At 63.2% G+C, this 16,948-nt stretch carries 13 protein-coding genes and 1 pseudogene; 7 read left to right on the top strand and 7 right to left on the bottom strand.

Annotation, left to right across the window (positions count from 1 at the left end):
• Window positions 1-27: 27 nt before the first annotated feature.
• The 5 genes from G6N34_RS27495 (at window position 28) to pntB (ending at window position 6,305) form a co-directional block, all read left to right on the top strand.
• The gene (locus G6N34_RS27495) at window positions 28-1,431 is read left to right on the top strand and encodes a glycerate kinase type-2 family protein (protein ID WP_085156811.1); all 1,404 of its coding nucleotides are present in this window, start codon (window positions 28-30) and stop codon (window positions 1,429-1,431) included.
• A gap of 21 nt (window positions 1,432-1,452) precedes the next feature.
• Window positions 1,453-2,733 carry a phosphopyruvate hydratase gene (eno, locus tag G6N34_RS27490; RefSeq protein WP_085156814.1) on the top strand — a complete coding sequence of 427 codons (1,281 nt, stop codon included), beginning with the start codon at window positions 1,453-1,455 and terminating at the stop codon, window positions 2,731-2,733.
• Between the two features lie 94 nt (window positions 2,734-2,827).
• The gene (locus tag G6N34_RS27485; RefSeq protein ID WP_085156817.1) at window positions 2,828-3,301 is read left to right on the top strand and encodes a pyridoxamine 5'-phosphate oxidase family protein; all 474 of its coding nucleotides are present in this window, start codon (window positions 2,828-2,830) and stop codon (window positions 3,299-3,301) included.
• Between the two features lie 43 nt (window positions 3,302-3,344).
• The gene (locus G6N34_RS27480) at window positions 3,345-4,880 is read left to right on the top strand and encodes a Re/Si-specific NAD(P)(+) transhydrogenase subunit alpha (RefSeq protein ID WP_163645583.1); all 1,536 of its coding nucleotides are present in this window, start codon (window positions 3,345-3,347) and stop codon (window positions 4,878-4,880) included.
• Window positions 4,881-4,883: 3 nt separating this feature from the next.
• The gene (pntB, locus tag G6N34_RS27475; RefSeq protein ID WP_163645581.1) at window positions 4,884-6,305 is read left to right on the top strand and encodes a Re/Si-specific NAD(P)(+) transhydrogenase subunit beta; all 1,422 of its coding nucleotides are present in this window, start codon (window positions 4,884-4,886) and stop codon (window positions 6,303-6,305) included.
• Between the two features lie 383 nt (window positions 6,306-6,688).
• On the opposite strand, the gene G6N34_RS27470 is transcribed toward pntB, so the two are convergent.
• The 5 genes from G6N34_RS27470 to G6N34_RS27450 all read right to left on the bottom strand — a co-directional run bounded on the left by G6N34_RS27470 (window position 6,689) and on the right by G6N34_RS27450 (window position 10,825).
• The gene (locus tag G6N34_RS27470) at window positions 6,689-7,699 is read right to left on the bottom strand and encodes a ferredoxin--NADP reductase (RefSeq protein WP_085150404.1); all 1,011 of its coding nucleotides are present in this window, start codon (window positions 7,697-7,699) and stop codon (window positions 6,689-6,691) included.
• An 18-nt stretch (window positions 7,700-7,717) separates the two neighbouring features.
• Entirely contained in the window at window positions 7,718-8,512 is a 795-nt protein-coding gene (locus G6N34_RS27465; RefSeq protein ID WP_085150406.1) for an SDR family NAD(P)-dependent oxidoreductase, read from the bottom strand.
• Window positions 8,509-9,645 (bottom strand): aromatic ring-hydroxylating oxygenase subunit alpha, encoded by a 1,137-nt coding sequence (locus tag G6N34_RS27460; RefSeq protein ID WP_133057721.1) that lies wholly within the window; start codon window positions 9,643-9,645, stop codon window positions 8,509-8,511. Before G6N34_RS27460 ends, G6N34_RS27465 begins: the two co-directional genes overlap by 4 nt.
• A 150-nt stretch (window positions 9,646-9,795) precedes the next feature.
• Window positions 9,796-10,335 (bottom strand): aldehyde dehydrogenase family protein, encoded by a 540-nt coding sequence (locus tag G6N34_RS27455; protein WP_235680632.1) that lies wholly within the window; start codon window positions 10,333-10,335, stop codon window positions 9,796-9,798.
• A gap of 28 nt (window positions 10,336-10,363) precedes the next feature.
• A complete protein-coding gene (locus tag G6N34_RS27450) occupies window positions 10,364-10,825 on the bottom strand; it encodes an ester cyclase (RefSeq protein ID WP_085152344.1) in 462 nt (153 codons plus the stop codon).
• Between the two features lie 658 nt (window positions 10,826-11,483).
• On the opposite strand from G6N34_RS27450, the gene G6N34_RS27445 reads away from it, so the two are divergent.
• Both G6N34_RS27445 and G6N34_RS27440 read left to right on the top strand, forming a co-directional pair.
• Window positions 11,484-12,710, top strand: a complete 1,227-nt coding sequence (locus G6N34_RS27445) for a cytochrome P450 (protein ID WP_163645579.1) — start codon at window positions 11,484-11,486, stop codon at window positions 12,708-12,710.
• 153 nt (window positions 12,711-12,863) lie between these two features.
• Window positions 12,864-13,021, top strand: a pseudogene (locus G6N34_RS27440) (transposase); the annotation flags it as partial.
• Between the two features lie 49 nt (window positions 13,022-13,070).
• Here the strand turns inward: G6N34_RS27440 and G6N34_RS27435 are convergent.
• Together G6N34_RS27435 and G6N34_RS27430 are read right to left on the bottom strand one after the other, a co-directional pair.
• Window positions 13,071-14,480: an NAD-dependent succinate-semialdehyde dehydrogenase gene (locus G6N34_RS27435; RefSeq protein ID WP_163645577.1), complete on the bottom strand. Its 1,410-nt coding sequence runs from the start codon at window positions 14,478-14,480 to the stop codon at window positions 13,071-13,073.
• A 95-nt stretch (window positions 14,481-14,575) separates the two neighbouring features.
• Window positions 14,576-16,762, bottom strand: coding sequence for a N,N-dimethylformamidase beta subunit family domain-containing protein (locus tag G6N34_RS27430; protein ID WP_085154948.1), 2,187 nt, complete (start codon window positions 16,760-16,762; stop codon window positions 14,576-14,578).
• Between the last annotated feature and the right edge of the window lie 186 nt (window positions 16,763-16,948).

Genomic DNA, 16,948 nt, shown 5'->3' with positions numbered 1-16,948 from the left:
CAACCCAACGCCCCTCGGAGATCAGAAGTGAACAAGATCAAGAACTACAGCGACCTCATTCGCTTGGGAGACAGCGAATCTCGGTCGGTCGTATTGACCATCGCCGACCGGGTGCTGACCCGTTTGGACGCCTACGACCGGATCAAATCGATCACGCGCCTCGACGGTGACATTCTCACCATCGGCACCCGCACTTGGGACCTGTCGACTAAACGGAACATCTATCTGGTCGGTGCAGGCAAGGCCTGCAATCACATGGCGATGGCGATCGACGAGATCCTCGGCGACCGGCTCACCCGCGGCATCGCGATCGTCAAGATCGCGGAGGACGGCGACCGGTTCCACCGCACCGAGGTTCACGTCGGGGGGCATCCGATTCCCGACGAAACGGGTCATCGGGCCGCACAAGAGATCCTGGCGCTCGCCGATCAGGCCGGCCCCGAAGACCTGTTCATCGCCGTCATCTCGGGCGGCTCGTCGGCGCTGATGAGCTGTCCCATCGAGGGAATCACCCTCCAGGATGAGATGGACGCCACTGACGTTCTGCTGAAGAGCGGCGCCGGGATCTACGAGATCAACGCCATCCGCCGACACATCTCACAGACCAACGGCGGCCGACTCGCCCAGCGCATCGCCCGTTCCGGCGCGGAACTCATCGGTTTCGGCATCTCGGACGCAGTGGGCAATCCACCGTCGGGGGATATCAGCCGGCCCTACGCCGACTATGCATCGACACCGATTGGCCCGGACAAGACCACACTCGCCGATGCGCGAGCCGTCATCGAGAACTACGACCTCGCGGACCGACTGCCGCGATCGATCGTCGACTATCTCCAGTCAGCCGGTGAGGAGGGCGAAACACCCAAGGCCTTCCCCGACAACACATATTTCCTGTTGAACACCCTTCCCGACTCCTGCCTGTACGCCAAGGAGGTGGCCGAGCAGATGGGGCTGCCGGCAATGATCGTGAGCTCCTTTCTGGAGGGTGAGAGCAGCGACGCCGGAACGTTCTTCGCCTCCATCGCCCGCGAAGCCCAAGCCACCGGAAATCCCATCACCCCGCCCTGCGTGCTGATCGCAGCCGGGGAGACCACCACCCAGATCCCGGACAACAGCATCATCGGTGGTCATGGCGGACCCGGTCATGAACTGGTGACGGGCTTTGCACTGACAGCTTCAAAAACCGCTGGCGCAGCGATGATCTCGCTCGACTCAGAAGGCACCGACGGCACCACCACAGCCGCCGGCGGACTGTGTGACTCGACGAGCCTGGCGCGTGCCGAACAATTCGGCGTGAACCTGCACGAGGCACTACGCACCCACGCCACCCACGAGGCACTTACGGCCATCGGGGACGCAGTTTTCACCGGCAACACCGGCACGAATCTGTGCGACCTGAACATCCTCTACATCCCCGCGCGACCGGCCTGACCCGCCCCGGATTCGAAAGACATCATGAAGATCACCTCAGTGACCGCACGCCAACTCCTCGATTGCAAGACGCGACCCCTTGTCGAGGTCGAGATCACCACGGACAACGGTTATGTCGGCCGTGGCGCCGCCCCGACCGGCAGTTCTGTCGGGGCGCACGAAGCGTTCATCCTTCGCGACGAGGACCCCACCGAGTACAACGGTCTGAGCGTTCACCGCGCCGTCGACGCGGTGAACAACGAGATCGCTCCGGCGCTGGTCGGCACCGAACTCGACCTCGAAGCCAACGACCGACTCATGATCGACCTCGACGGCACACCCAACAAGAGCCGCCTCGGTGGCAATTCCATCTACTCGACGTCCATCGCGCTGCTGCGCGCCACCGCTGCCGCCGCCGGTCTGCCCACCTACTCGTGGATCGCTGAGCACTTCGGTCCCGGCCCTGTGAGCCAGGTTCCGGTGCCGAGCTTCAACATGATCAACGGCGGTCGCTATGGCAGTGTCGTGCAACCGTTCAACGAGTTCATCGTCATGCCCTACAAGGCATCCTCGATTCAGGAAGCCGTCGAGAAGAGCGTGAAATTGTTCGGCGTGCTCGAAGAGGTCCTCACCGAGTATCTGGGGCGCAAACCGCAGGTGGCCTCCTCCTACGGTTTCGCAAGCCCGTCCTCAGACCCGCGAGAAGTGCTGAAGCTGATGATGACCGCGGTGGAGCGCGCCGGTGTGGCCGACACCATGGCCTTCGCTTTGGACTGCGCATCCAGCGAGATGTTCGACGCCGCCACTGGAACCTACGAACTCAACGGCGAACGCGTCAGCTCCGACGAACTGATCGACTACACCCGGCGACTCAGCAACGAGTTCCCGTTCGTCTTCATCGAAGATCTGCTCGACGAAGACGACTGGGCCGGATACTCGAGGGCCGTCGCGACAATCGAGAAATCGATCATCCTCGGTGACGACCTGGTTGTCACCAACCGGGATCGACTGCAGCGCGCAGTGGAGTCCTCCGCGGTGGGCGGGTTCATCCTCAAACCCAACCAGGTCGGCACGATCACCGAAGCGCTCGACTGCTACCGCTACGCGGTCGATCACGATCTCTTCACCATTCCGTCCGGCCGGTCGGGCGGCGTCATCGACGATGTCGTGATGGACCTGTCGGTGGGTCTGTCGGTGCCGTTCCAGAAGAACGGGGCACCGCGCTCAGGCGAACGCATCGAGAAGCTCAACTTCCTGCTGCGGGTGGCCGACTCCACACCCGGGTGTGTTCTCGCCGACGTACCCGCCATCGTTAAGTTCTAGCCACAACCCCACAGGGTTGAACACAGCTGGCGCCGAAGGGATTCGCGCGTTGAATCCCCGTCGGCGCCTCGAAACTTCGAATAGGAGCGCGACCATGACCGACCTCAAGATGACAGCAGCCGAACGGACAGAGTTCCTCGCCGACAATCATGTCGCCATCATCGCCATCGAGCGGGGAAACAAGCCGCCGCTGACCGTCCCCATCTGGTACCGCGTCGATGAGGCCGGCGATGTCGAGATCTGGACCGAACTCGGATCGATGAAGGAGCGGCTCATCCGCGCCGCCGGTCGGTTCTCCCTCGCGGTACAGCAGGAGACCACACCGTACCGCTACGTCTCCGTCGGCGGCCCCGCGTCCATCCGCGAGGACATCCCTCGCGAGGGCGTACTCCCCATCGTCCGTCGCTACGTCTCCGACGAGGAGATCGAGGAATACCTCGACGCGAACTACACCGACAAGGCGGTGTTGATCACCATGCGTCCCGAAGTCTGGAACTCGGCCGACTACAGCAAGGAGTCAGCGGTACCGGTCTCTGCAGCCGTCACCAGCGGGTCGGAACGCGGCTGATGGGCCACGCCACCGCGGTTCAGGGCGGTGTCGAACTTTGACGATGATCATCGGGATACCACGCGAGTCCCTGCCTGGGGAGACGCGTGTCGCAGCCACGCCCGCGACGGTCGCGCAGCTGATCAAGCTCGGCTATTCCGTGCTGGTGGAATCCGGCGCGGGAGCCGCCGCGAGTTTCTCCGACGGCGCCTACAGCGAGGCAGGGGCTGAGATCGGCACCGCCGAACAGGCCCTGGCCTCCGACGTGGTGCTCAAGGTCAACGCCCCCGACAACGGTGAGATCGCGGCCCTGCGCGACGGCGCAACGCTGATCAGCCTGCTCTCCCCGGCCCTCAAGCCCGAGCTTGTCGAGCAGTTGGCCACCCGCCCGATCACCGCGCTGGCCATGGACGCCGTCCCGCGCATCTCGCGCGCACAGTCACTCGACGTGCTGTCCTCGATGGCCAACATCGCCGGCTACCGCGCCGTCGTCGAGGCCGCGCACACCTTCGGTCGGTTCTTCACCGGTCAGGTGACCGCCGCGGGCAAGGTGCCGCCGGCGAAGGTGCTCGTAGTCGGCGCTGGCGTCGCCGGTCTGGCCGCCATCGGCGCCGCGGGCAGCCTGGGTGCGATCGTGCGCGCCACCGATCCGCGTCCAGAGGTCGCCGACCAGGTCAAGTCCCTGGGTGGGGAGTACCTGGCGGTGGACCCAGCGGCGGCCGAGGTGTCGGCCACGGGCTACGCCAAAGAGATGGGCGACGACTACAAGGCCCGCGAGGCCAAGCTCTACGCCGAGCAGGCCGGCGACGTCGACATCATCATCACCACGGCGCTGATCCCCGGTAAGCCCGCACCGCGCATCATCACCGCCGAGATGGTGGCGTCGATGAAGGCCGGCAGCGTGATCGTCGACATGGCCGCGGCCAACGGCGGAAACGTCGAAGGCACCGTCAAGGACCAGGCCGTCGTCACCGACAACGGCGTGACCATCATCGGCTACACCGACCTGGCCGGCCGACTGCCCGCGCAGGCCTCCCAGCTGTACGGCACCAACCTGGTGAACCTGCTCAAGCTGCTGACCCCGAACAAGGACGGACAGCTGAGCCTCGATTTCGACGACGTCGTGCAGCGGTCGGTGACCGTGGTCCGCGACGGCGAGATCACCTGGCCGCCGCCCCCCGTGCAGGTCTCGGCCGCGCCCGCGGCCGCGGCCGCTGCCGCACCGGTGGCGCAGAAACCGGCCAAGGAGCCCATCTCGACCGGACGCCGCCTCGGGCTGACCTTCGGGATCGCCGCCGTGCTGTTCGCGCTGATCGCGCTGTCGCCCACCGCGCTGCAGGTGCACCTGACGGTGTTCGCGCTCGCGATCGTGATCGGCTACTACGTGATCGGCAACGTCCACCATGCGCTGCACACCCCGCTGATGTCGGTGACCAACGCAATCTCCGGAATCATCGTGGTCGGCGCACTGCTGCAGATCGGGCACGGCAACGTCCCGATCACCGCTTTGGCCTTCGTGGCGATCCTGCTCGCCAGCATCAACATCTTCGGCGGTTTCGCGGTCACGCGCCGCATGCTGGCGTTGTTCACGAGGAGCTAAGACATGTTCACTCTGGAAACCGCCGCCACCGCGGCCTACGTCGTCGCGGCGCTGCTGTTCATCCTCGCGCTGGCCGGCCTGTCCAAGCACGAGACGTCGCGGGCGGGAAACACCTTCGGCATCACAGGCATGGCGGTCGCGCTGGTCGCCACCATCGCGCTGGCCATCAACCACCAGATCGAACCGCTCGGTCTGGCACTGCTGATCGGCGCGATGGCCGTCGGTGCCGCGATCGGGTTGTGGCGGGCCAAGGTCGTCGAGATGACCGGCATGCCCGAACTCATCGCGCTGCTGCACTCGTTCGTCGGTCTGGCCGCGGTCCTCGTCGGCTGGAACGGCTACCTGCACGTCGAAGGTGACGCCGGCGGGACCGAGGCCGCGCTTCTGAGCGAGCAGGGCATGCTCGGCATCCACTCGGCCGAAGTCGTCATCGGCGTGTTCATCGGCGCCGTGACCTTCACGGGTTCGATCGTGGCCAACCTCAAACTCTCGGCGCGCATCAAGTCCGCACCGATGATGCTGCCCGGCAAGAACATCCTCAATGTCGGCGCGCTGGTGGCATTCCTGGCGCTGACAGTGTGGTTCGTCATCGACCCGTCACTGTGGCTTCTCGTCGCGGTGACCGTGCTGGCGCTGCTGCTGGGCTGGCACCTGGTCGCCTCCATCGGTGGCGGCGACATGCCCGTCGTCGTATCGATGCTCAACAGCTACTCCGGCTGGGCCGCGGCCGCCTCGGGCTTCCTGCTCGGCAACGACCTGCTGATCATCACCGGCGCACTGGTCGGCTCCTCGGGTGCCTACCTGTCCTACATCATGTGCAAAGCCATGAACCGATCGTTCATCTCAGTGATCGCAGGCGGCTTCGGCATCGAAGCAGGCCCCAGCGAAGACAAGGACTACGGCGAGCACCGCGAGATCAACGCCGAAGCCGCCGCCGACATGCTCACATCCGCGAGTTCGGTGATCATCACCCCCGGCTACGGCATGGCCGTCGCCCAGGCTCAGTACGGCGTCGCCGACCTGACCCGCAAGCTGCGCGACCGCGGCATCGACGTCCGCTTCGGCATCCACCCGGTCGCCGGACGCCTGCCCGGGCACATGAACGTGCTCCTGGCCGAGGCCAAGGTGCCCTACGACATCGTGCTCGAGATGGACGAGATCAACGACGACTTCGACGGCACCTCCGTCGTCCTGGTGATCGGCGCCAACGACACCGTCAACCCCGCCGCCTCCGAAGACCCCAGCAGCCCCATCGCCGGCATGCCCGTGCTCACGGTGTGGGACGCCGACAACGTCATCGTGTTCAAACGCTCCATGGCCTCCGGCTACGCCGGCGTGCAGAACCCGCTGTTCTTCCGGGACAACACCCAAATGCTCTTCGGCGACGCCAAAGATCGAGTCGACGCGATCCTGGCCGCGCTGTAGTCGGCCGACCGCGACATCGGACCTGACGACGACCGGAGACGCTGCCGACCGTAGACCTCGACCGGCCAGTGCATTCCTTCAAGCAGTATGCGAACACTCGACTGAATGAATGGGCGGTTCCGTTCGATTCGCATCAACGACGATCGACTCCCGTCTGCAGTCGGGAATGATTGTGTGGCAGAAAAGATCCGTGCCGCCTACGTCGGGTACTACCTCGCTACATCCGGTTCTAGTAGCCAGAAGAAGGGTGGAACACTCGCCCCAATCCATCATCGACGCCGTAGCCGGGCGCAGGCCACATCACTGGCGCACACGAACTGGGAACGACGGGACTCGGCTAACCGGCGCGAACACAACGCGACCTGTGCGCGGATGCGTCCTAGCTAGGCGTAGGTGATGGTGATGGATTTCGATGCCGGCTTGGCCTGGCAGGCCAATCGGTACCCCTCGGCCAGTTCGTAGGAGTCGAGAACGTCATTGCACTCCATCTCGACTGTGCCGTCGATCAGCTGGAAACAGCACGCGCCGCACTCGCCATTACGGCAGGAAAAGGGAGCATCAACGCCCTTGGACAGCAGGTACTGCAGCAGCGGCACATCAGAGGGCCAGTCGTCGAAGGCGAAGCTTGCACCATTACAGGAACCCTTGACTCGAGCGAGGTTCGCTCCCGGCCCGGAGACCACCTCATCGATCTCGAAAGGGTTGCCGCTCAAGGACAGAAACACCTCCCTCTTGAAGCGATCGCTGGGAAACCCAAGCGAGTGCAACGCATCGGTGACCGCATTCATGAACGGCTCCGGCCCGCAGGTGTACGCGAAGTAGTGCGGGTACACCGATGCGAACCGCTGCAGATCAGCCGTTCGGGGAAGCGACTGCAGCTCCTCCAGCCAGTGCACGATATGAAGCCGCTCCGGGTGGTCCTCGGACATGGCGCGCAGCTGTTCGGCAAAGATGACTGCCGCAGAATCCCGGTTGGCGTAGAACAGCGCCACCCTCCTGTCGGTCTGCATAAGCACATACTTCGCGATCGACATGACAGGGGTGATTCCGCTGCCGGCAGCGAACAGCAACAGATCGGCATCCTGTGCTGGCGGGACGAAGTTTCCGGACGGCGGCAGCGCGGTGAGGGTATCCCCCACCGTCACGTTGTCGCACAACCAATTGGACGCGAAGCCTTGCGGTGTTCGCTTGACGGTGATCGTGACGTCATCCTCGTGAGGAGCGCTCGACATCGAATAGCACCGTGCCACCATCCCACGATCGGACGGAATGCCAATGGTGAGGAACTGTCCCGGCTTGTACGAGAGCGATTCGGGTGCTCGCAGCCGAAATGATTTGGCGGCGTCGGTTTCCGCGGTAACCGAGACGACTCGCAATTGAACTGGCTGGGTCAAGGAAGGAGACTCCAACGATCAGTACGTCTTGGCCAGCAGTCCGTCGTCAACTACGAGTGACGTCCCATTGACGCCCACCGCTTCGTCAGACGCCAGGAAGACGGCCGCGTTGGCGACATCACCGGGCTTGAGGATGCGCTTGGTCGGGTACAGCGCTTCGAAGTCCTTTCGGGCGGTGTCGGGATCACTCTGGGTTGCCAGAAAGGCGTCGAACATCGGTGACTCGAAGTCGCCGGGACACAGCGCATTACATCGAATTCCCTCGGCCGCGTACGCAAGTGCCACGGACCGGGTGAGACCCATGACACCAGATTTTGTTGCGACATAGGCGGCGGTGTCGGCGGTCGCGGTGAAGGCTGCCACAGACGCGGTGTTGATGATGGAACCGCCGCGCCCCTGCTCCCGCATTGCCAGCACCGCATGCTTACTACCCCAGAACACCGAACTCAGGTTGGCCCGCAGCGAACGATCCCAATCGTCGGTCGTCGTCTGATGCAGTTCCGCGGTCACAAAGAACGCGGCGTTGTTGTGCATGATGTCCAGCGACCCGAATTCAGACCGGCAGACCTCGATCGCCCTGACGATATCCGTCTCGACGGTCACGTCACCGCGCACAAAGATCGCATTGTGACCGGCGGTCGCGATCGACTCCACGACCTCGTACCCGCGATCGGCGTTGCGCCCGACTGCAACCACCGAGGCGCCCTCGGCCGCCATTGCCTGCGCCACGGCCAGCCCGAGACCGCTGGTCGCGCCGGTGACGACAGCCGCCTTCCCCGTGAGACGTCCCGGACGTGCGCTCTGCGTGCTCAGTTCGCTTCTCCCATCATCTCCAGGTACTTGCGCAACGCGGCCCGAATGCCGGGTTCCTGCGAGGGCGAGTTCGGCCCAGGAAGATAGCGCTGCGAAGACAGTCCGCGTTGCTGGCGTTCCTGGATGTGCAGGTCCTGAATGTTCGTGATATCCCAGAGCTTGACGAGTTCATCGACGTCGTAGTCGATACCCTCCTCGGCATCTTCATGCACGAACCACCAACAGATCATCTTGGATCTGGTCGGCGAGATCGGCAGGGTGCTGGCCACCATGCCGTAGTCGGGATGGAAGCCGCCCCATGCGTATCCCGGTTGTGTCATGAATCCGGCCCCGAAGTCATCAGGAACGGCGGCGCCACGACCGAACTCACCGAGTAGCTTCTTCGACACGTAGTTTCCGGTCATCGACAGAGATTCCAGCTCCCGCTTGACCGGGATGACCAAACCCTGGACCAGATCGCCGACATAGTCGTCCTCGTAGTAGTCCGACATCTCCTGGGCATCGAGCGAAACGCAGAACTCCGGATGCACCGACGGGCAGTGGTAGCACTCGACACCATTCTCGAGTAGCAGCTTCCAGTTCGCATCGGCGTAATAGGTGATCTCGTGGGCAATCTTGAGCCGCGTCGGATCCAGCAACGCCATATCAGCGGTGGCCTTCTCATCGATCATCGATGCCACCGGAGCCGGAGCCTCGTCGGCAAGACTCACGAAGATGAAGCCGTGCCAGACGTCCACGTGGACGGTGAACAGACCGAAGTCGCGGTAATCGAAGAACTCACCATCGGCTTGGCGGGTCGCCTTCAGCAGTTTGCCGTCCAGTCCGTAACTCCAGGAGTGGTACGGGCACACGATCCGCCGCGGCAGCTTTCCGGTGGGTTGATCACACAGCTGCAGTCCGCGATGCCTGCACACGTTGTGGACGCCGCGAATCGCGTCCTCGTCTCGCACCACGAGGATGCTCTCGGAACCGATGTTGAAGGTGAAGTAGTCACCCCGCCTGGGGATCTGGGAGACATGCCCCGCGTAGACCCACTGCGTGTTCCACACCCGAGTCAGTTCGTCGGCGAATCGGCCCTCGTCGAGGTAGTAATCCCGCGGCAGGCTGGTGAAGTAGTTTTCATGGTCGATCACGGACACGTGCAGGCTCCTTCAGGAGAACTGATGACGTCGGTACGAACATTTACTTTCGCATCACATCCTCCTCACCAGAGTGAAGGAGGTCACCACACGTAATGTCAACTGAACCCATCGCACGGCCCACACAGCGTCAACCGCGCAGGGTCACGGACCCTTTCGGGCCGAGGCGTCGTCGTTCACCCACCACGTGCGGGCGTTGACGAACTCGCGGATTCCCGCGTCTGCCAGCTCACGACCGAACCCGCTGCGTTTGGCGCCGCCGAACGGAATGCGGACGTCCGAGGCTACTGGGGCGTTGATGAAACAGGCTCCCGAAACCACCTGCCGGCCAATGTGGGAGGCCCTGTCGAGGTCTGCACCCCAGACACTCGACCCCAGGCCGAATCGTGTGGCGTTCGCGATACGAACCGCCTCGGCATCACTGGCGAAGGTCAGGACCGCCGCCACGGGACCGAAGATCTCCTCTTCGTATGCCGGGCTTCCCGGACGCACGTCGGCGATGAGGGTGGGCTGAAAGAACCAGCCTGTGCCATCGGACACCGAGTTACCGCCTGCGATCAAATCCGCACCCGCACGCAACGTTTCAGCCACCTGCCCGGCAACGAGGTGGCGCAGATCCGGCCTGGCCATCGGCCCGATGTCCGTCGCCGGGTCCTCGGGATCCCCCACCGTGAGCGCCGACACCGACCGCTGCCTCGATGATGCGCTGCCGTCAGGCTCTGTTGGGTTCAACCCCGATCTGCGACATGGCCAACGCAGGGTTGTAATGATCCCGAATTACTGCAACTTTTCCCTCGACAACCTCACAGAACATCGCGAAGGGCAGTTCGACTTTCCGACCCGTGGCGGCAATGTCACCCCACGGTGTCGGCATCGGGCCAGTGTGAGTGCCGCGTAAGATGAAATCTCCCGCTGCATGTGTGGAATCCCCCACCACCGAGAGGATCTCGACTGCAAAGTCTGTGAATGCGTTGCGCCAGTTCTGGTCACCACGCACGAATGCATCTGCACCCGTCGAGATTTCGCCACCCGCCGCGATATCCACGACGACAACATCATCGCTGACCATTTCTCGCAGTTTAGACCAGTCGCCCGCGTTGAATGCCTCGGCCAATTCGCGCAAAACCGGTGCAGTGTTCAATTCATTCTCTCCTTGACTGTCAGAAGTAGTCACTCAGGTTCCTGCCGATTCCTCGTCATTGGCCAACACCGGTAAGCCATACTCGCGACACGCCCTCCACAGGACGCCAGAGTCGCCACCACGGAGAATTCCAAGGCGATGGATCTGGCACGCGTCCTCTGTTAGGTCGACCTCGTCGAATTTCCTTCGTGAATCGGAGTTGCCGGCTACAGGTCGAGGTGAATCGAGTGCGCCACGCCGCTGGTGCTATGTCGGCAAACGTGAGCACCTCCGTGCTGGCGGCAACCATGGGGTCAATACTTCACAAGTTCGTCACGTCCGAGAATCAGGCCGTGCCCGCAGGAGTGGACCACATGGTTACTCCGTCAAAGTTGGCACTGCGGCCCACAAGCGACAAGAGTAGGCGCGCGATCTGTCGAAGCCGAACAAACTCACTGTCATGAACTCGCGGCGAACTACCGACACTTTGTCACTGCCCGTCTGCCGCGGAGCGCGCTAACGGGCTGTACTTCAACAATTCCAACGTGGTGTGGCCATACGCCGTGCGGACGTCACCCACTGGACACATCTGAATTCTGTAGCTGCGTTCAGCGCACAAATGCCTGACGGTGACACTGCGTCAGCCTTATCCGTTCGGGCACATGACACTTCGTCTAGTGTGTCCGCGCGCGAGTGATTCGACACTTTGTATATGACCCCCACCACGCCGCCGCATGAGGGCCGCGCGAGTGCGGGTTCTCCCGCCGCGCCGGACCAGACGGAGCTGCTGCCGTTCTATCACGAGGAGTTCCTGGACGAGCCATACCCGCATTTCCGCCGGCTCCGAGATGAATTTCCGGTCCTCAAACTCGAGGACGGCAGGTATGTGGTATCGCGGTACGACGACGTTTCCACACTGTTGCGGCACACAAAGAGTTCTGTGCAGCAACTCGATTTCGGGGCCTTTGACATCCTTCACTCCTCCCTGGTGGGTATGGATGCGCCTGCGCACACCTGGCACAGAAGACTCGTCAGCAAGCTGTTCACGCCCAAATCGGTACGCAGTTGGATGGCCACCACGGCTTCGATCGTCGACCGCGCGCTGTCCGAGGCGGAAACGCCAGGGCAGATCGAGGCGGTACGTGAACTGTGCCTCGTACCGATCCACGCGACGACGTGCTCGATGCTGGGCATGGCTGCCGAGCATGCCGATGAGGTCCGGCATTACACGTATCAGTTTGCTCGGGGGTTTGGCCTCGTTGCCACCGAAGATGATCTGCGGGCCGGTGCTGAGGGCAGTGCGTGGCTGGAGGACTATTGTGCCGATGCGATAGAGAAGGTGCGCCGAGATCCCCAACCGGGTGTCATTGCCGCCTATCTCGAGGCCGAAGACCGCGGTGACATGACTCGGCGGGAAACCACGGCCAACATTCTGCTCCTCCTGGCCGCAGGCCAGTTCTCACCGACTAATCTCACTGCCCATGGCTTGGAGCGCATGGCCTCGGACCCTGAGCTTTTCGCCGCTTTCCGAGACGATCCCGCCGTTCGACCCAAGGTGATCAACGAACTGCTCCGATTCGTCACTCCGGAAGTCGGAGTGACGCGTCTGACACTCGAGGACGTGGAGGTGGCTGGCACCGTTCTGCCCGCTGGCTCGACGGTCTACGTCCTCCTCGCATCAGCCAACCGTGACGAGCGTGTGTTTGCAGACCCAGACCGGTTCGATTACCACCGCTCGACCCGGGAAGGCCCGCATGTTGCGTTTGCTGCTGGGCCGCATTCGTGTATGGGGCAGGCCTTGGCGCGCCAGGAGACCGAAACCATCATGACTGCGGTGACGCAGCGGTGCGCACGCATCGAGCTCGCCGGCGAGCCCGAGTACAACAGCATCCAACATGCACGGCAATGGAAGACGCTGAATATGCAACTGACGTATTAGCGGTCAGCGTGTCGACCGGTGTCGAGGGGTTAAGTCCCGGCAATGGTGTAGCGCCGCGTGATCCGGTGAGTTAGGCAGTGAGTGCGGGCATGTCCTGGGTTCCTACTTCGGGTTGTCGTAAGTGAGGGTAGTCAGTCGGCAGCGGGCCAGTATGCCGAGGCCGAGGTGGTGGCCACCTGCTACCTCCTGTGGTGTCCACCCGCCGGATGGACAAGCTGGTGGAGACACTGGGCATCACCGGCCTGTCGAAGTCGCAGGTCAGCGTCATGGCCAACGAGCTCGACGCCGCCACCGAGGCCTTCACCACACGTAATCCACTGAAGCCCGTCGCACGGCCCACACAGCGTCAACCGCGCAGGGTCACGGACCCTTTCGGGCCGAGGCGTCGTCGTTCACCCACCACGTGCGGGCGTTGACGAACTCGCGGATTCCCGCGTCTGCCAGCTCACGACCGAACCCGCTGCGTTTGGCGCCGCCGAACGGAATGCGGACGTCCGAGGCTACTGGGGCGTTGATGAAACAGGCTCCCGAAACCACCTGCCGGCCAATGTGGGAGGCCCTGTCGAGGTCTGCACCCCAGACACTCGACCCCAGGCCGAATCGTGTGGCGTTCGCGATACGAACCGCCTCGGCATCACTGGCGAAGGTCAGGACCGCCGCCACGGGACCGAAGATCTCCTCTTCGTATGCCGGGCTTCCCGGACGCACGTCGGCGATGAGGGTGGGCTGAAAGAACCAGCCTGTGCGATCGGACACCGAGTTACCGCCTGCGATCAAATCCGCACCCGCACGCAACGTTTCAGCCACCTGCCCGGCAACGAGGTGGCGCAGATCCGGCCTGGCCATCGGCCCGATGTCCGTCGCCGGGTCCTCGGGATCCCCCACCGTGAGCGCCGACACCGACCGCTGCATTCCCGCGATGAAGTCGTCGGCGACCCGCGCGTCCACAATGAACCGCTTCGGCGAAATGCAACTTTGGCCGGCATTGAGAAAGCGGGCCTTCACGGCGTGTTGAACGACGGTCTCGATATCGGCATCGGCGAGGACGATGAACGGATCCGACCCGCCCAGTTCGAGCACCGACTTCTTGATGGACCGGCCGGCGCACGATCCGACGGCGGCGCCCGCGCGCTCGCTGCCGGTCAGGGTGACTGCGGCGATTCGGTCGTCGTCGATCAGTCGTGCGGTGACATCGGCGACATCGTTCTCGGTCACGATCAGCGTCGTCAACAGTCCGGCCGGCGCACCTGCCGCCTCGATGATGCGCTGTGCCTCCAGTGCTGCACCCGTGGTGTTCGGGGAATGCTTCAACACCGCGGCATTACCCGCCATCAACGCAGGGCCTGCAAACCGGAACACCTGCCACAGCGGGAAATTCCACGGCATGACGGCCAGGACAACGCCTAGTGGTTCGTACGACACCCAGCTGCGCTCCGCTGCTGTCTCGTAGACTGTATCGGCAAGCAGTTGCGATGCGTTCTCTGCGTAATAGTCAAGCGCATTCGCACATTTGGTGACCTCGGCCCGCGACTCCGCCACGGGTTTACCCATTTCCCGGGTGATAAGCAGCGCGAGCTCCTCGATCTCGCGCCGCAAAAGTTCTGCGGCGGCTGCGATGACGGTGCCTCGCTGCTCGAAGGTCCAGGTCGCCCATTCTCGGTGGGCGCGCTCGGCCCGGTCGACGGCCGCGTCGATCTGAGCGTCTGTCATGGCCGTATAGCTGGCGAGTTGCTGTTCTGTCGCGGGGTTTGTCGTTTCGACGTTCGCCACTGGCTGTAAGCCCTCTCAATTGTTTGAAGCGGTCAGAAGAATTCCGTTGTTGCCCATGGCAGAACAACGGGTGATCGCGGCCCTCATCGCCCGTTCTACATACCGTCGGAGATGTATGCCTCAAGCACATTTCGCGTGATACGTGACACGTCGTTGTCGTATCCGTTGTATGACAGGCAAGCGCTCCACGAAATGGAACTGACCGCAAAGACGGCACCCCCGGCGGGATACCTGAGCATCGTCATGTCCGCACGGACGTTCGGACTCTGCGTACCGCCCTGTTGCGAATCTGCCAGTAGGACATCCTCGATGGTGTTCTGCGCGTCATCGCCGAATCCATCGGCAGTGGCAAGCACCACGGTCTCGACCGGGGTTCCGACGGCCACATCGGCCCGGTCGAACTCGAAACCCGCTGCACCATGGGAATTGACCAGGCATGGGATGTCACCGATCGTGTCGCCGTCGACACCGTCGAACACGAATGCGAACTCGGGGTCGTAGCTCTGCTCGGTGCGCCGATAGGGCCGGCCAGGACCGGAGGTTTCAGCCGTGTGGCCCGCCCCGATCCAGGTGTGCGGCCCACGGCCCCGGAAGCGCCAGAGACCCCCGAGTTCTCCGGTGCTGCTGAGATGCGCCTCGCCGGGTTCGGGCTCCCACATACGAGTCGCCGGCCCGCGACGGCGGATCTCGATGCTGGTCCCCGTCTCGGGGTCGAGCTGAGTCACCCAGTACATTCCGTTGCCGGACAACGACATCAGTCGGCCACCCCCGCGCAGATACTGTTGAGTGGCATCGAGCATCTCGGCCGACCAGTACTCGGCATGGCTGCCCGTCAGCACCGCCTTGTACGGCTCCAGTAACGCGCCGCCGTCCCGATGCAGATCCTCGTCGGTATAGATGTCGACGTCGTAATTGTGTTCGTACAACCAGTCGACGATGTGCAGGTCCGCGTTGAACTGATGTGGCGATCCCTTGCCACCGTCGAGCCAGGCCATGTTGACCTTGGGACGCATGTTGACCACAGGTCGCAACCGCGACGAATAGCAGACCCCAGACCCGTCGCTGTGCTTGTCGTAGAGGCTGAGCAACCCATTCTCGACGATGTAACGATCTTGTACCTGCGAAGGGTAGTCACCCTTGTCCAGCAGCGGATTGTTGAGCAGCTGCTCGTTGGCGTAGGCCAGATAGCTGAATGTCGGCATCACCAAGGCGATCTTGGCCGTAGGCGCCCCGCTGCGGGGGCGCACGAACACCGGGACGTAGTCCTCGGCATCGCCGGCGGTCAGGTGCGCCGCATAAACCGCACTGGGTAGGTCATCGGGAACCGTCCATCGAAACGTCGTCGCCCAGCCTGCATCGCCGAGATCGTCGTCGTGGAAGTGGATGGCACCGTATTGTGCAGGCGCATGGGGCCAAGCCGTCTCCGTACCGTCCCAGTTGTGCCCGGTGGTGCCCCGCATCGGCTTGTTCACCGTTTGCCCATGGAAGTGACCCGCGGTGTCTGTCACCGTCCAGTTGCTGATATCCAGGGCAAAGTCCCACGCAGCCAACGGGGACACCTCAGCGTCCAGTGCAGTGCCCTGGGATATCGCCTCCAGTGCGGACTCGCTCAGCACGGACCCATAGATCCGGGGAGCGTCGACCTTGCCGTTGTAATGATTGCCGATCTCAGCGGAGTCGAGTTGCTCGGCTCCGATGAGCACGTCGGTGGTTCCGGGCGTCGGCACGGCGATGGCACCGACTGCCCGATCGTGTTCGGCAGCACAGTTGATGGCCTTCGGCACCACGTCGAGTCGAACCTCGCCTGACGTGACGTCAACCACTGCGGACACCGAATACCACCTGCGGGCACGCAGCACCTTCGGCGCGGACAGCACTTGGTCGCCCACGCGAAACGTGACCTTCCCCTCTTCGATCCGCAAGGCGTAGCCGCCCTCACTGAGGCGGCCCTGGGAGATAAGGGTCTGGGGACCACCTGTCGGCAAGGTCGGCCAGATCCAGAGGTGGACAGTGAAGCTGCCGGCTGGGGTCAACCCGGTGCCATACGGGACTCGAACATACGAACCTGCAGACAGTGACTGGCATCGACCCGGATGGGTGCCCTCGATGCTGGATGCGATGTGTTGGGCTTTGAAGCCGGGGCCTGCCGGATTGGGGTCACCGTGGATCAGACGCACCAGAGAGGCGGTGAATGTCGGGACGTCACAACTGATCTTGAAGTCAACCGTCTGGCCGGGTTCAACCGTGAGGCGATCGGTATAGCCGACAATCGGCATGCTCATCAGGAGGCTCCTTACCCGTTGCAGCGACAGACGTACCGCTCGGAGAGACGATCGCCTCGCAATCGTGCGGCAAACGTCGTGGGCAGCCGCACCCCCGCGCTGTCAAGCATCTCGCACCGCCGCACGACAGAGTGTCAGAAACTCAGGCTGGACCCGCGACCGCAATTGACGAGTCAGACACAATGG

Origin of the sequence: Mycolicibacterium confluentis, assembly GCF_010729895.1 — a bacterium.
Classification (GTDB): Bacteria; Actinomycetota; Actinomycetes; order Mycobacteriales; family Mycobacteriaceae; genus Mycobacterium; species Mycobacterium confluentis.
This window is presented reverse-complemented; position numbering and strand designations above follow the sequence as displayed.

What these genes read in the sequence shown, in the direction of transcription:
- G6N34_RS27485 (WP_085156817.1), top strand. Translation starts at nt 2,828, where the DNA reads ATGACCGACCTCAAGATGACAGCAGCCGAACGGACAGAGTTCCTCGCC.
- pntB (WP_163645581.1), top strand. Translation starts at nt 4,884, where the DNA reads ATGTTCACTCTGGAAACCGCCGCCACCGCGGCCTACGTCGTCGCGGCG.
- G6N34_RS27445 (WP_163645579.1), top strand. Translation starts at nt 11,484, where the DNA reads ATGACCCCCACCACGCCGCCGCATGAGGGCCGCGCGAGTGCGGGTTCT.
- G6N34_RS27480 (WP_163645583.1), top strand. Translation starts at nt 3,345, where the DNA reads ATGATCATCGGGATACCACGCGAGTCCCTGCCTGGGGAGACGCGTGTC.
- G6N34_RS27430 (WP_085154948.1), bottom strand. Translation starts at nt 16,762, where the DNA reads ATGAGCATGCCGATTGTCGGCTATACCGATCGCCTCACGGTTGAACCC.